The 15342-nt window shown below is 42.5% G+C and carries 13 protein-coding genes; 1 reads left to right on the forward strand and 12 read right to left on the reverse strand.

Going from position 1 to position 15342, the window contains the following annotated elements:
• Positions 1-26: 26 nt before the first annotated feature.
• Positions 27-1025, forward strand: coding sequence for an ABC transporter substrate-binding protein (locus tag MHH89_RS12735; protein WP_076281412.1), 999 nt, complete (start codon positions 27-29; stop codon positions 1023-1025).
• 88 nt (positions 1026-1113) lie between these two features.
• Here MHH89_RS12735 and MHH89_RS12740 read toward each other — a convergent pair whose 3' ends face one another.
• From MHH89_RS12740 to spoIIAA, 12 genes are all read right to left on the reverse strand, one after another.
• On the reverse strand, positions 1114-1335 hold the full coding sequence (locus MHH89_RS12740; protein WP_076129504.1) for a hypothetical protein: 222 nt from the start codon (positions 1333-1335) through the stop codon (positions 1114-1116).
• A gap of 46 nt (positions 1336-1381) precedes the next feature.
• Positions 1382-3358 (reverse strand): FtsX-like permease family protein, encoded by a 1977-nt coding sequence (locus MHH89_RS12745; RefSeq protein ID WP_076281411.1) that lies wholly within the window; start codon positions 3356-3358, stop codon positions 1382-1384.
• Entirely contained in the window at positions 3348-4109 is a 762-nt protein-coding gene (locus tag MHH89_RS12750; protein ID WP_076220073.1) for an ABC transporter ATP-binding protein, read from the reverse strand. Before MHH89_RS12750 ends, MHH89_RS12745 begins: the two co-directional genes overlap by 11 nt.
• Positions 4110-4243: 134 nt before the next feature.
• Positions 4244-5659, reverse strand: a complete 1416-nt coding sequence (locus tag MHH89_RS12755) for an MFS transporter (RefSeq protein ID WP_076281410.1) — start codon at positions 5657-5659, stop codon at positions 4244-4246.
• 199 nt (positions 5660-5858) lie between these two features.
• Positions 5859-6863, reverse strand: a complete 1005-nt coding sequence (locus MHH89_RS12760; protein WP_076129500.1) for an AraC family transcriptional regulator — start codon at positions 6861-6863, stop codon at positions 5859-5861.
• Between the two features lie 165 nt (positions 6864-7028).
• The gene (cheB, locus tag MHH89_RS12765; RefSeq protein ID WP_076220075.1) at positions 7029-8132 is read right to left on the reverse strand and encodes a chemotaxis-specific protein-glutamate methyltransferase CheB; all 1104 of its coding nucleotides are present in this window, start codon (positions 8130-8132) and stop codon (positions 7029-7031) included.
• A 40-nt stretch (positions 8133-8172) separates the two neighbouring features.
• Positions 8173-9771 (reverse strand): methyl-accepting chemotaxis protein, encoded by a 1599-nt coding sequence (locus MHH89_RS12770; RefSeq protein ID WP_076129498.1) that lies wholly within the window; start codon positions 9769-9771, stop codon positions 8173-8175.
• A 208-nt stretch (positions 9772-9979) separates the two neighbouring features.
• The gene (locus tag MHH89_RS12775; RefSeq protein ID WP_341087243.1) at positions 9980-10642 is read right to left on the reverse strand and encodes a response regulator transcription factor; all 663 of its coding nucleotides are present in this window, start codon (positions 10640-10642) and stop codon (positions 9980-9982) included.
• A 37-nt stretch (positions 10643-10679) separates the two neighbouring features.
• Positions 10680-13610, reverse strand: a complete 2931-nt coding sequence (locus MHH89_RS12780; protein ID WP_076281408.1) for a sensor histidine kinase — start codon at positions 13608-13610, stop codon at positions 10680-10682.
• Positions 13611-13706: 96 nt separating this feature from the next.
• Positions 13707-14462: an RNA polymerase sporulation sigma factor SigF gene (gene sigF / locus MHH89_RS12785; protein ID WP_036676059.1), complete on the reverse strand. Its 756-nt coding sequence runs from the start codon at positions 14460-14462 to the stop codon at positions 13707-13709.
• Positions 14463-14473: 11 nt separating this feature from the next.
• On the reverse strand, positions 14474-14929 hold the full coding sequence (gene spoIIAB, locus MHH89_RS12790) for an anti-sigma F factor (RefSeq protein WP_036676058.1): 456 nt from the start codon (positions 14927-14929) through the stop codon (positions 14474-14476).
• Positions 14926-15279 carry an anti-sigma F factor antagonist gene (gene spoIIAA / locus MHH89_RS12795; RefSeq protein WP_036676057.1) on the reverse strand — a complete coding sequence of 118 codons (354 nt, stop codon included), beginning with the start codon at positions 15277-15279 and terminating at the stop codon, positions 14926-14928. The genes spoIIAB and spoIIAA overlap by 4 nt, the downstream gene beginning before the upstream one ends.
• Positions 15280-15342 lie beyond the last annotated feature (63 nt).

Genomic DNA, 15342 nt, shown 5'->3' on the forward strand with positions numbered 1-15342 from the left:
GGTACATATATATAGGGAGGTTTATCATGCTAAAAAGAAAGACCCTCTTCCCCATCCTGGCACTCATAATGTTATTGTCTGTATTTGTGACAGCTTGCGGGGGAACGAACAACGCTTCATCTAATAAGACAACAGAAGCAACTAAAGCACCAAGCACTGAGCCAACGGCTGCTCCTGAGGCTTCAGCAGCTGAAATGCGTAGCTATGAAACCACTAAAGGTACTGTACAGATACCTGTAAAACCACAGCGGATTATTACAGATTATTATGGTGGGGAGTTGCTCTCCGTAGGAGCAAATGTTGTAGGTGTCGAACCTAGTACCTTTGATAATCCCTTCTTGAAAGACCTGCTCACAAACACACAAGATGTCGGTGCTCCGGTTAACGCCGAGAAAGCTCTGGAACTTACACCTGACCTGATCGTCGTTATGTACGATGATAACTACGATGCTTTATCCAAAATTGCTCCAACCATTCATATTCCATACGGAACCGCTACAAATATCTATGAAACTGTTAAACTGTTCGGTGACATTGTAGGTGTGCCTGACAAAGCTGAACAATTTATTGCTGACTTTGAGAAAAAGGCTGCTGAAGGCCGCGAGAAGCTTAAAGGTGTCGTAAATGAAAATGATACTTTTGGAATCTATGAGCTGACTGATAAAGGGGAGCTATGGACCTTCGGAAATAATGCTGGCCGTGGCGGACAAGCCCTTTATAACGCACTTAAGCTAAAAATGCCTACTAAGAACAGCAACGACAACCAAACGTTGCAGCTGTCCATGGAGCTATTGCCCGAATATGCAGCTGACTACATGTTCCTCACCACTTATGATCCTGACAAAAAAGGGGATAAGCTGAAAGAACTGAAGGAATCTCCAGTTTGGAACGGACTTGATGCTGCGAAGAACGATCATCTATTTTACAATGATTTTGATACCTACTACCGCTATGATCCGATTGCGATTACCGCACAGATTGATCTGTTCGTAGATATGATTCTTGAACGCAACGGTAAGAAATAAACATAGGCACATACAAAAACCCCCCACTTTAGGCACTGTCTAAAGTGGGGGGTTTGGCTATACATAAGAAGTTTCTGTTGAATTTATATCATCTAGTATATTCATTATACTCATCGGTGTTATTTAGTTTTTTGTACATATACTCATCATTTTTAAGCTTATAGAGCTGCCCCATCCCCGCAAATACGAAAAACAGCACCAAAATTAATCCATACGCATAGGTGAATTCACCAATATAAAAGCAAGTGACTATCGCAACAAGGGTCAAGATCATTAATGCGACTGCAATTCTGGATAAAATCTTTTTCAAATGTAATCCCCCTACGTTTTGTGCACCAATATTATCATATTTGGGATTAAATTGAAATCCCCTTTTGTTCTATTAAAGGAATATCGAGTAGCTGAATATGTGCCAGCATATTGCGAGTGTATATTTTGGTGTATATACGATAAAAAAGGACTTGAAATAAAAGATATGCTCCGCCTACCAACAAACAAAACCACATCGGCTCCAGAGCTGTAGACATTTCAACCCTGGAAGAACTAACAACATAAAAAGAAGACAATGCAATACCTAATGCATACGGGAGAAAAAACAGCACTTTTAAAGGGCCGCCTATAATGCGGGCCACGTCCTTAGAAGTAATTCCAATCTTGTTCAGCTTCCTGAATTTGATCCGCTCACGCTCTAAATCGGTCTGAATACTGAAATGCAGCACTATCCCAGAAGCGCCGAAAAATATTAAACCAACAAATGAAATTACGAAGATTCCAAATCGGCCAGACTCCTGTAACTGTAGATAGTCACTTATTCTAGACTTCGTAGAGAATACGAGGGCCTCTTGCCGCTCATTGCCATACCAGGACTCTGTATTGTCTTTATTATATTTGGCTAAAGCGGCATTTAACTTAGCATCTATATCCGCAGTTTTTTTCCAATCCTTAAAATTCAGGAGCTGAAGATTACCGATCGCTTTTTTATTTTCCGCTTTCAGCGCCATATAATCCTCTTCGTTTACAATGATATGAAGACCATTCATTAGATTCGGCACAGGGTTAAATACCATGTCAAATAGGATACCTTGTGAATACAGCGTATGCTTCCCCGCAGCAAGCTTCATATCAAAAGTGGGCATTTCCGGTCTTTGATTCTTCCACTCTTCTCCTTGTGCAACTATGGCCAGATTTAGAAAGTGATCTTTCTCCACATGATAATCAGTGCCGATTAATGCGTTTATATTCTGGTCCAGAAATATTTTGAAATTAAACAAGTCGATATACTCCAGCTTTTGGTGTGAAAGCAGCGGCGTGGCGCCATGATCCGTGATCTCGCTTAGTATTTTTGGTGAGATGCTATTTTTTCCGAATACTTCTGAATAGGCAATATCATATGGATTGTTTGCAATCGGAATATCCTCAGCATTCCAGGTCAAATAAAAAATAATCCCGCTTAGAGAAATCGTGATGAAAACGAGGAAGGTGATAAGAGAAAGCACTATTTTGGAGCGACCAAGGGTATAGATCAAATTAGAACTAAACAGCAGGTGCTTGTGATATGCTTTGCTTGATCGCGATATAAAAAGTTTCAACCAGTCCCCAAGTCCTGACAGTAGCAAATAAACGCCTAGCATACTAATTCCCAGATTTATTAACATCATGCGAGCATCGGAAGGGTTGTAATGAGTGAGCATATTATAAACGGAGATTCCCAAGAGTAAAACTCCGATGACCCCGGTGATTTTCCCATGAATCAGGTTGCGTTCTGCGGTTCTGGACTCTTTTAAAAGACGTAAAATACTGTATCGCAAAGTTAGTAGCAAATTGACTGCAATCACCACTATGTAAATCACCGCGAAGAATTTAATGGTATACAGATAACTATCCGGCGTCAGTATAAAAGCACTGTCCCCAATATTTACAAACAGCGAAACAATAAAGAAAAAAATACCGGAGAAAACTGTCCCTGCACCTAAACCAGTGAGAATCGAGGCTAAAGCGATCATGCTATTCTCGAACAAAATGATTTTGCGGATATTGTGGCTTGTCATTCCAAGTACCATTAATAGCCCAAAGTCGCTTTTTCTGAATTTTAAAAAGGCCATTTGAGCATATACAATAAACAGAACAGCAAACACCCTTATCACCAAAAAAGGAGCATATAAATTACCTGACACCATCCCATTCACTTGATAAGGGTCATTAAAATCAGGATTACTGTACAGCGAATAAAATGTAAAAAAGATCATGACCGTAAAGCTGCTGCATAGGAAAAATAACAAATATCTTCTAAGATTCGCCTTAAATATCTGAAATGCCATTCTCCTAAAGGTCATCTTCTCCCCCTCCAATAAAGGCCAGGTTCTCCAGAATCAGATCCAAAAATGCTCTGCGCTCTTTATTCTCTCTAGCAATCTCTAGTAGAGCCTTCCCATCTTTGATAAAAAGCACCCGATTACAATAGCTGGCCGCAAAAGGATCATGTGTGACCATCACTATCGTTGCTCCTTTTAGAGTGTTGAGCTTGGCGAAGGTCTTCATCACCGTATTCGAGGATTTGGAATCCAAATTCCCCGTCGGCTCGTCCGCAAAAATCACATCTGGATGATTTATAATCGCCCTGCTGATCGCCGCCCGCTGCTGTTGCCCCCCTGAAACCATATAAGGATATTTGTCCTTCACCTCATCCATATCGAATAGCGATAACATCTCATCTGTCTTGGCATTGATATCTTCTACCTCTTGATCATCCAGCACCATGGGCACCATGATATTTTCCCGTAGGGTCAGACTATCCAGCAGATTGTAATCCTGAAAAACGAATCCCATACGCTGCCGGCGAAAAATCGCAAGCTCGTTCTTGGACATCTCACTTATACTAGTATCTGCAATTCTTACAACCCCACTATACTCCGTGTCGATTCCGCTTAGTATATTTAAAAGTGTTGTTTTCCCGCTCCCCGAGGGTCCCATAATCGCCACAAACTCGCCGCTATCCACACTAAGACTAATCCCGTTCAGCGCTCGAAACCGATTCGTTTTGCCTTTATATTCTTTCGAGAGATTCTCTACTTGCAGTATGGACATCCTGGCACCTTCTCATTGATAGGTTTGGAGTGAGTTACATTAAATGGAATTCAATCACTCGGTATTACTATAAAGCTAAGAAGGGCGTTCGTTTGTTAGATTGCTCACAGCGCAAAAAAAGCAGGATACCTCCTCTACAATTTCCGCTCCCGCAAAAAACAAAGGCAAAGAAAACCAGTAAAAGCAAGTCCTCCGATTGCTGCTAATGAGAAGGAAAACGCCCTTACATAATCCGCTAGATCTGCTTCCAAAAGAGAATGCTTTAGCGAAGCGGAGAATAAAATACCGATTAACGCCACTCCTAACGAATTCGCAAAATACATAAAGGTAGTGATCAAGCCTGAACCCGTGCCCGTGATCTTTGTGGGTACTGAACTAAGCGTGACGTTAACTAGGGGCGTAGTAGCCATTCCGAGACCGAAACCATATATCAATAATAGTAGGATATTACGAGGGTCTAGCAGCTGCGTAACGTCCACATTTAGCTCTAACATAAGCAGCAGGCTACAGCTCCCCATCATCAGCGCTCCTATCTTAAGTACACTCATCCCCCATCTTTTGACCATTCGAGAAGAGATTAGGGAAGTCAGAAAAAAGCCTATCCCTATAGGCAAGAAAACCATACTGGTATCTTGAACACTATAGTGCAAACCAAATTGCATATAATAGCTCAAAATAAAAAAGAAAGAGAACATACTTAGATAAAGGACAAGAGCGGTTGCCAGACCAGCGCTAAATGTTCGATCTCTGAAAATAGACAGATCGACTAACGGTAACGTCCCCTGCTTTCCCTTTCGATTTTCAACCCAGATAAAAGTAAACAACACGAAAAGAGCTAACATTAGACAGCCAAAAATCCACAACGGCCACCCTTGTTTTTGTCCCTCTGACAACGGATAGATCAACAGGAACAAACCGATCAGCAGAAGGAAGCTTCCAGTCCAATCAATACTGTGCGCCTGCTCAGCCCGTGTTTCAGGTACAATCGGCATTAACAGCAGGACGAGAAGTCCAAATGGCACATTGAAAAAAAATACTGTCCGCCAACCGAGATCGAACGGATTCCAATTCACAATAGTACCTCCGAGGATGAATCCGAATGCAAATCCAATGCCAATCATTGCGCCGTAAATGCCGAAAACAAGCCCTTTTTCCTTTGGCAGAAAGCTGACCTGCAGCGTAGATAGAACCTGAGGTTGAATAAGCGCCGCAGCCAATCCCTGCACAATCCGAATAACAATCAGAAGTGCCGGATCTGAGGTCAATCCGCCTAACACTGCCATGACCGTAAACCCGCTCACCCCGATCATCAACATCCGTTTTCTGCCGTATATATCCCCAAGCTTTCCGCTAATAATCAACGCCACAGCTAATCCTAGCGAGAATCCGGTAACGATAAGCTGTGCTTCCGAAAAGCTTGCGTTCAAGCTATATTGCATAGATGGAAGCGCAACTTGAATCATATAAGTATTTAATGAAATAAGTAATGTTGGCAGTAAAATAACCCCCAGCGCATACCACCTGCGTGAATCTACTTGTTGTTGTCCCATTGTATGACCACCTTTTTATCTGCAATCTATGAAATTATTATCATTTAGAGTGGTCTTTTTCTCTACCTGTTAAGGGAGGTTCACTCCTTGATAAGGGAGCAAACACAAAAAAACCTCAAGCATGCAGAAGATAACGTTCGATTCCGAACCCTATGTTCTAACACTTGAAGCTTTAAGCTTTCTGCATTTACAAATCTTCCTACAGCCTGTTTCGTTCCAAACTCTGTTGTTCGATACGTTTTAAGTATTCGCTTGGATTGCAGCCATAATGCTTACGGAAGGTCGTCGTGAAATTGCTGACATTGCTATATCCGACCGAAACAGCTGTTTTCCCTATATTCAAACCTTCAACCTCCATATACCAGAGCGCTTTCTCCATCCTTTTTATACGTACAAGCTCGAAGATCGTCATGCCAAATAATTCGCGGAAGCCTTTTTTCAGCTTGAATTCGTTGATACCTACCCGCTTAGCCAACTCACGTATAGATAACGGTTGTTCGAAATGGATTTGCACCAATTCATGTACCCGCTTCAGATTAGTAATATCATCATGCCGCAGCGTCATACTATCGCTAATAGAACCGTAACCATCAGACTCACCAAACAAAGCAATAAATTCAAGGGCTTTGCTCTCCATATATAAACGTCTCAATGTTCCATGATAGGTACAGTGGATCATTTCGGAGACACATTTTCGGATTGCCGCAGTATCTGGATAACGATCAATATTTCCACGATGATGTCTAAGCCAGGTTTCCATTTGTTGTGTCTCCGATAAATCTCCGGCGTAATTCAGCAGTTCACTAGGAGCAAACCGTATTTCCAGCAATTGATTGGGGACACCTGCTTTTTTCTCTTCATACACCTGAACATCCTCTAGAAAAAGGACATTGCCCATTTGTTTATCCGTGTAACTTTCCTTGCCGTTCCATTCGCAATAGATTTCTCCGCTTAGATTATAGCTTAGTTCAAACAACGGACAAGCTTCTTGAATGTGGAGCTTCATATCCTGTTCGTAAGTTATGTCCGTATACATAATCTCCATACCTGGACGAATCCGTGTACGGGTGACGCTTCCCTTACCAATATGTGAAGGAATAGTAAGCCGCTGTTCCCATTGGTTATGTTCAACATGCCCCTCTATCCGTTCTGTAAATTGATCAAAAAGATCATGAATTTCCATATTCAATATATTTAAAGTCATCGCAAACCTCTCCTTCTTCGCTCCTTGTATACGATGAGTTACATGATCTCTACTCTTGCTTCGTAAATGATAATTGTTATCACTTGAAAGTGTCAACATGAAACACAAAAAAGCATTGGCGTATTTTATCCTGCCAACGCTTTTTTAGTAGTAAAATAAGACCGTTCAAACCGATGGAAATGCATCCCTCCGGTATCTCAGCTCCCCCGTAACCTCCATAATCTTCGAGGCTAACAAATGCGAGGGCAGCTCGTAATCCACACAACCCAGCTTCGCGGCTGCTTCAGGCATTTCACTTTCAATAGAAGTTTCTTGCGATTCTACTAGCGTTGATTGGGCGCCAGCGTGTTTGGCAGCCAGCATCCCTTTAGCGCCATCATTTCCCATTCCGGTCATTAGGATTAAATGCTGCTGTAGACCAGTTAGTGCAGATATAGACTCAAACAAGATATCGACCGAAGGACAGTGTCCATTCACTGCAGGCTTTTTCATAAGTTTTATTCTGAGATCCTGCCCCTCCTGAATAATGGTCATATGAGAATTACCTGGAGCGATATAGACGGTTCCACCGAGCACCGATTGCTTGTCCTTGGCTTCCACCACCCGTACACTTGAGAACCGATTCAGTCGTTCCGCCAATGCTTTTGTGTACTTAGGTGGCATATGTTGAACAACCAGCAGGGGATACGGGAAGCTCGCCGGGAGCGAGGAAATTAAGATTTCTAATGCCTTCGGCCCCCCTACTCCGCATCCAATTCCCACGATCTGCTCAATAACTTCTGTACATCCACTCTTAACGTTGTTTTGTTTCTCTTGTCGAGCTTTCACTTTGGAGATGTTTATATTGTTAAGAATAAGAGTTCTTAAAGGAATTTCAGCGGCTTTCTTAATTTTGAATAATAACTCATCTTTTATGCTGTATAGACCAGGTCCATAAGATTGAGCCGGCTTGGATATGAAATCCACTGCACCATTTTGTAAAGCAGTAATGGTTGCTGTTATTCCATCCTTTGTAGCGGAGCTCAGGATAAGTATAGGTGTTGGCCGCTGAGACATTATGCTTGTGAGTGCTACCAAACCGTTCAATTCCGGCATTTCTATATCTATAGCCACGACATCGGGCCTGAGTTTTTGAACCATGCTGATCGCTTCGGATGCATTTCGAGCTACTCCAATGACCTCGAGGCTTGAATCCTCCGAAATTAGGTTCGAGATCTGTTTACGCATGGTTACTGAAGCAGCTACAACGAGCACCTTTATTTTTTGCACTACTTCTCCTCTCCTATCAATGATAATACCCTGACACTGTTTATTTAACTTTAAAAATAGATACCAGACTATTTAACTCTTCTGCTAGCTGAGCCAAAGCATTGGCGGTCGTTGCCGTTTCACTGCTGCTTGCCGCCATTTCTTCAGTTGCGGCGGATATGCTCTCAATTGAGAACATCACCTCAGACGATTGTGCGGCCTGTTCTTCACTGGCAGCTGCAATTTCTGTTACTTTATGAGCGGTATCGTTCACCATCGTAAGGATATGTTCAAAGGCTTCTCCATTTTTTTGTGAAAAAGCTACTCCTTCTACTACAGCATTTACACTGTGCTGCGTATTCTTCTGCATTTCTTTGATAATGCCCGTGATTTGTTTCGTAGCCCCACTGCTCCGCTCAGCTAACTTTCTTACTTCATTCGCAACAACGGCAAAACCTCGACCTTGTTCACCTGCGCGGGCCGCTTCTATCGCTGCGTTTAGGGCAAGCAGATTTGTTTGTTGGGCAATATCTTCAATCACCGCGATAATCTCACCAATCTTATCGGAGTCTTCCGCAAGTCTAGACATTTGTGTATCCAGTACTGCCATTCCTTGTACGGAGTTCTTAACCACGATCCCTCCATCTTGAGCGATACGCATCGTTTGATCTGAAAGCTCAGAAGCCTGTTCAGCACTCTGGGCTACTGAATTAATCGCCGCAGATAATTCTCGGAACAACTCATTCATCGTTTGTGCTGCACTAGCTTGACTCATACTTCCACTAGCTACTTCCTCTGTACTTGCTGAGATTTGCTGTGCAGCAGCTGAGACACTTTCCGCAGAAGAGGAAATGCCGCTAACAGTGCGTCTTAGGTTCAGAACCATTTCATTAACAGAATAAGCTAGCATTCCAATCTCGTCCTTAGATTCCAGATTCGACGTTTCGCTTAAATCACCATTAGCCACTTTACCTAGCAGGCGCATTACTTGATTTAGAGGCCGTGCTATGATCTGCGATATTAGAAGACCCAGACCAATACTGATGAGCAGCGCAACAATAGTAACGCTAAACGTAATCAAACGAGAGGACTGATAAAGGTCATTGGCATTAACAATCGAACCTTGAGCCTGCTTCATATTGATGTCTATTAATTTTTGCAGAAAGTTAGTCAGCTCTGTTGTGGCTGTTTGCAAATCACTTTCGCGCAAATAATTTGTATATTTCTCATTACTAATATTTGTTTTATCAATTTCAATAGTATCATCAAGACTTGTGATATAACGTTGCCAGATCTCAGGATAATCTTTCATTATCGCCAATTCTTCTTCCCTCAACGCAGTCTTGCTATATTTACCCATGATCTCTTCAATACTTTGAACGTTTTTATGTATTTTATCTTCGTATTCTTTCTTTTCTGCCGCTGTTTTAGCCATCGTGTTTATATCACGGATATTGATTCTATTTGTTAAAAATAGTTCATTCGCTTCTCCCAGATAAGCTATAGGTGTTAAGCGATTTTCGTACATGTCCACGATAGAGCGGTCCATCTTACTCAAATTCGTAATTCCATAGAATCCTACAAAGCACAATATTGCGGATACTAACAGAAATGCGGAGATTAACTTCACTGCTGTCCTTAAATTATAAAACCACTTCATTTTCCTCAGCCCCTCATTGGCGTTAGTCATTTTTTAGTAATTCTTAGGAACTATTTCATCATATACGGTAAGCAGATTAAGGTAACCGAAAAAAAATAGCGCGACCACGCAAAAATATTGCGTCGTCCCGCAAAAAAAGCGCAGACCAAAAAATCCCGCCTCACAGCACCGTGAACGGGATTTTGATCTATTTGTTTGTTACGAATTTTCATAGTGAATTTTTGAAATCGGACTCCTTCAATATGCCCAGTCGTTTAGCTTTTATTGCCGCTTCAATTCTTGATTTCACATTTAGTTTTTGGAACAGACTCGTTAAACTGTATTCCAGCGATCGTTGACTCATAAGTACAATCTCTGCTATTTCCTTGTTGCTTTTTCCTTTTGCAATCTCTGTCAGCATTTCATGCTCTTTTTTGCTTATCTTCGGGTTTGCTTGGTCAATATTAATCTCCATTCCTTTAGGTGATACTTTTCTTAACTGTTTAACTAGGGTATGAGGCAAAATGACATCTCCCCTTAAAGCACAACGCACTGCTGCAACCAACTGCTCTCTATTGGTCGTTTTTGAAATAAATCCAAACAAACCCGATTCGATCATCAAGTTGAATTTGTTTGTAATTTCGTATCCGGTATAGATTAAGATAATCGCGTCTGCGTTTATTTTTAAGACTTCCTTCGCCAAATCAATCCCATTCCCATCAGCGATATGAAGATCAAACAGCATCACGTCAAACGTATGGCTACCCACCATGTTAAGCGCCTCATGGGCTGAATTGGCTAGGGTAACCTCCATATCTCCCTCTTGTTCCAGTATCATCTTAGTCCCTTCCATGACAGAGGGATGGTCGTCCACTAACAAAATTTGAATCATGCCTAATACACCCCTATCCCCTTATTATGCCCCATGATTAATCTGCAGGTATGGATATAAAGACAGCTAATCCCTTATTCTCTGGCGAAAGAAATCGTATGGTCCCATCCATACTGCGAACCCTTTCTTTCATCCCATAAATCCCCATGCTCTTAAGAGAATCCTCTCCTAAAAGGCTCATTCCAATTCCGTTATCTTCATAATCCAAAAGCACCTGTTGCCCTTCGCTAGCTAAGGAGATACGTACTTCTGTGGCACAAGAATGTTTAGCTGCATTAGCCAAAAGTTCCTGCACAATACGGTACAGACCTATTAGAATCTCGTCTTTTAACTTATGCTTGAAAGCTGTTGACTCAAAATAAATCTGATAGTCGTTCCGCAGCTGAGCAAATTCAAACAACGTCTCAAGTGAGGAAGCAAGCCCCTCATTGATTAATGCTGGTGGCCTAAGCTCATTGCAGATCATCCGCAGTTCATAGATAACATCGAGTAAACCTTCTGTGATCTGTTCTAGCTGCTCCTTTAGTTCCCCCGTAACGGATTTATCACTTAAAAAATTATCAAGCTTACGATACCAGATGATCTGTTCTTGAAGGGCTGAATCATGTAGATCTTGAGCCAGCCGTTTGCGTTCATTCTCGGATAAATTAAACATAAAGCGCAGCAACCATGTCGGAGCTTGCTCGGAAGCCGCTAACTCAAGGTCCTTAGTTAGATCTTCTATGAGCAAAAAATTATCAAATAACACACTAACATAACGGGTAATCGTCTTCAGCCACACTCGAACAGAACTTATTTCTAATAAAATAGACTTCTCATTAATGGATAGAATATAGCTTTTTCTTCGGAACTCTCCGATCTTCAGTGAATAGCCCCGCTCGGTCTCAATAATCTCGCATATTTTATCATGGTTATCTTCAACTTCAACCATACAAATATTGGTAACCCGCAAGACCTCTCTAACTTCTTTCAGTAATCGTTGTTCCATGTGACTGATCTTCATCGCACCAAACAAATCTTGCGAGAATTGATCAAGACTCATCTGTAAGTTGAAATACCTTTCCTCGCTGTTCCGAATGATCTGCTCTGTAAGCTGTCTTTCCACCTCAATTTTTTTTCGATCACTGATATCCCTAAAGATAGAGATACATGCAACCTTACCCTTGTATAGAATTGAGCTAGCTGTTACTTCTACATCGATAATAGATCCATCTGACCGCACGACCTTTTGTTCAACAGGAGCTAATATCCGATTGGGTCCATAATAGATTTCACGCATCCGATCTCTAGCCAGCGTTATATAGTCCGGGTGGGCCCAATTAAAAATAGAGGTGCCAATCAATTGATCCTCACTACAAACTCCAAACAATCCTAAACAGGAAAAATTCACATAAAGGAATTTATATTCACTATGGAGTACTACCGCTTCAGGTGACATATCAATAAGCAGCCGATTGAGTTCCTCGCTTTCTCTAAGTTCACTCTCCATCTGGACCCTTTTTGTAATGTCTCTCGCTACGATCACAATACTAACTACTTCTCCATCCTCACCAAGAACAGGTGTACCCAAGCATTCCAGGTCTATAATGTGACCTTTGATGTGAATAAACCGATTGTAAAACATCTTACATACTTTTGTCCGAAAAATATCCAAGATCTGTTCCCGCAACACTTCTTGTTCATCAGGATGAATATACTCCAAAATTGTTGTGTTCTTTATTGAACCTACAGGAAGACCAATAATTTTCTCACAAGAGGACGAAGCAATAATGAAGTTCCCTTGCTGATCCAGAACCCCAATCATATCCTCCATATTCTCTGTAATAAGCCTGTACTCCGCCTCCCGCTGAGCCAGCCGCTTTTCTACCTCCACAGATGCAGTGGTATCTCTTGCGATAACAAAGGTACCCACAATTTGATTGTTTTCATGTACAGGGATGTTTTTCATCGACCAATGGTTAACTAATCCATTCTCGCGGACAGAAGTAACCGTATAATGCTGCAGAACTCCGCCAACCGTTTTATCAAAATAATCAGACATCATATGCGAATTCTCTGCGCCAAATAAATTCACAATGGATAAGTTCTCTCCGAATCTATTAAAAGCTTCTCCAGTAATTTGCTCTGCCGCTGGATTGATAGCCACAATGCTGCCCTGCAGATCCAATTCACACACGATATCTGGATTATGGTCAAACAGGGATTTGTAGCGCTGCTCACTTTTTAATAGAACCTCTTGCATCTGCTTTTTTTCCGTATGATCGATTAAGATCCCATTGAGCCGTACCACTGCCCCTGTCTCATCCATACTGGGAATGATCCTGACTTGGACCCATCGGAGTTCACCGCTGGCATGGATGATCCGATATTCACTGAGATTGCTTACTCCTTGCCCCACTGTAGTTATAATCTCTTGAATTAAAGGCCGCTCTTCTTTAGGAGCAATTCTTAGCCAAAAGTCATCTTCCTTCGCCTGTTCTGGTGAATATCCCGTGATATTGAAAATGGCATCCGATATGAATAACATTTTCCGTGATACGTAATCGTAAGACCAAATCGCCACATCGATCGCAGCAAACATCTGCTGATACAGAGAAAAGCTACTCTCTAACTGCGCTTGAGCATTTTTTTGTTCCGTGATATCTATGATGACGCCATCTATTCGACAAACCTTATGCTCTTGATTAAAAACGGGCGTGCCTATACTTTGAACCCACTTCAGCGCTTTTGCAGGTAACTGCATACGATACTCAAGATTACATAGGTGACCAGAGTATAATTTATCTATATACGCATCAAAGCGTTCAAGATCCTCACCGTACACATATTCACGTAAAAAATTGGGGTTATGCGTTAAAGCATGATCTGAACAGTCCACCCATTTCTCCAAAACATTCGACATTGTCAGCAAATTCGCTTCCATGTCAATAGACCATGAGGTCATATCCTTGTCGCCAAGTGAATGCATATTGAGATTCCCTCCACATAAAAAGCCCCCCCTTTTCGGGGCGGCTTTTTCTTCCTATTCGCTATTTCGCAAGCGTCTTTACATTTTAGCCATTATCTACTGAGCAATCTGCTCGCGGATATTCTGCAATATTTTCTTCTCCAGCCGGGATACCTGGACTTGAGAAATCCCAAGGCGACTGGCAACCTCTGACTGCGTTTGGTCACGGTAATACCGAAGATAAACAATCAGCCGTTCACGCTCGCTGAGACCTCCGATAGCCTCATTCAGTGCCAGCTTATCAAACCAGCGTTCCTGTGATTCATCAGCGATTTGATCAATCAGTGTGATCGGGTCGCCATCATTCTCGAACACAGTCTCATGAATCGAGGTCGGTGGCTTGTTAGCTTCCTGAGCAAATACCACTTCTTCAGGGGTAACCCCCAGTGCCTCAGCAACTTCACCGATGGTAGGCAGACGGTCCAGCGTCTTAGACATTTCATCCTTCATCTTGCGGACCTTATTAGCCATCTCCTTAAGAGAACGGCTAACTTTCAAGGTTCCATCGTCGCGAAGGAAACGCTGAATCTCGCCAATGATCATCGGCACGGCATAAGTGGAGAATTTGACCTCATAGCTGAGGTCGAACTTATCAACGGACTTCAAGAGCCCGATGCAACCGATCTGGAACAAATCGTCAGGTTCATACCCGCGGTTCATAAACCGCTGCACTACCGACCAGACCAACCGGATATTGCAGCTAACTAGTGTGTCTCGGGCAAGATTATCTCCGGCCTGACTGAGCGCGATAAGACGTTTGACCTCCGCATCGTCCAAATAGGTCGGCGGAGCTTTTTTTGACTCTGCATCCATGGCTCCAACCCCTAATTGTATAAAGCTTTTTTCGAAACGATGGTTTTCTTCATTGAGATCGAAGTGCCGTGTCCCGGTTCACTAGTGACTTCAAATTCATCCATGAAATTCTCCATAATGGTAAAGCCCATGCCCGACCGCTCCAGCTCTGGCTTTGAGGTATATAGCGGCTGTTGTGCCAGCTCCAAATCCTCAATGCCCCGTCCCTGATCCTCAATGGTTAAATGTACCGTTTCGTTGTCCAGCGAAGCTGAAATAGTCACAATACCTTCCGGATCACTATCATACCCATGAATAATACAATTGGTGACCGCCTCCGACACGACTGTCTTCAGATCATTCAGCTCGTCCATTGTAGGATCAAGCCTAGAAACGAACGCCGCTACAACTACACGCGCGAATGATTCGTTCTCCGAGAGTGCAGCGAACTGCACGTTCATGAAGTTACCAGCCTTACCATTTGTCATAACGCAACCTCCAAATCCGAGAGTGCAGTGCTCTCGTCGTCATATAGGGGCATGATCTTGAACAGGCCTGACATTTCCAGAAGTCGCTTCACAGGTGCCGTTGCATCACACACCACCATTTTGCCGCCTTTACTATGGATCAGTTTATACCTTCCCAGAATTACGCCGAGACCCGAACTGTCCATAAACTGCAGATGCTTAAGACTAAGGATCAAATGCGATACCTGACCCCGCATAATCGCTTCATCCATATCCATTCTTACAAAATCGGCGGCATGATGATCGAGTTCCCCAGATAAACGGACAATCAGCACACCCCTGTGATGCTCCATTTCCACATTAGAATTCATGCTTGCCACTCTCCTCTTCGTTGCTTTGAAAACTTGGCCTTAAGAGACAGTACCCATTCTCTT

The sequence above is a fragment of the Paenibacillus sp. FSL H7-0323 genome (assembly GCF_038002725.1).
In the GTDB taxonomy this organism is placed as follows: Bacteria; Bacillota; Bacilli; order Paenibacillales; family Paenibacillaceae; genus Paenibacillus_AQ; species Paenibacillus_AQ odorifer.

What these genes read in the sequence shown, in the direction of transcription:
- MHH89_RS12735 (WP_076281412.1), top strand. Translation starts at nt 27, where the DNA reads ATGCTAAAAAGAAAGACCCTCTTCCCCATCCTGGCACTCATAATGTTA.
- spoIIAA (WP_036676057.1), bottom strand. Translation starts at nt 15,279, where the DNA reads ATGAATTCTAATGTGGAAATGGAGCATCACAGGGGTGTGCTGATTGTC.
- MHH89_RS12775 (WP_341087243.1), bottom strand. Translation starts at nt 10,642, where the DNA reads ATGATTCAAATTTTGTTAGTGGACGACCATCCCTCTGTCATGGAAGGG.
- sigF (WP_036676059.1), bottom strand. Translation starts at nt 14,462, where the DNA reads ATGGATGCAGAGTCAAAAAAAGCTCCGCCGACCTATTTGGACGATGCG.
- MHH89_RS12755 (WP_076281410.1), bottom strand. Translation starts at nt 5,659, where the DNA reads ATGGGACAACAACAAGTAGATTCACGCAGGTGGTATGCGCTGGGGGTT.
- MHH89_RS12750 (WP_076220073.1), bottom strand. Translation starts at nt 4,109, where the DNA reads ATGTCCATACTGCAAGTAGAGAATCTCTCGAAAGAATATAAAGGCAAA.
- MHH89_RS12770 (WP_076129498.1), bottom strand. Translation starts at nt 9,771, where the DNA reads ATGAAGTGGTTTTATAATTTAAGGACAGCAGTGAAGTTAATCTCCGCA.
- MHH89_RS12745 (WP_076281411.1), bottom strand. Translation starts at nt 3,358, where the DNA reads ATGACCTTTAGGAGAATGGCATTTCAGATATTTAAGGCGAATCTTAGA.
- MHH89_RS12760 (WP_076129500.1), bottom strand. Translation starts at nt 6,863, where the DNA reads ATGACTTTAAATATATTGAATATGGAAATTCATGATCTTTTTGATCAA.
- spoIIAB (WP_036676058.1), bottom strand. Translation starts at nt 14,929, where the DNA reads ATGACAAATGGTAAGGCTGGTAACTTCATGAACGTGCAGTTCGCTGCA.
- MHH89_RS12780 (WP_076281408.1), bottom strand. Translation starts at nt 13,610, where the DNA reads ATGCATTCACTTGGCGACAAGGATATGACCTCATGGTCTATTGACATG.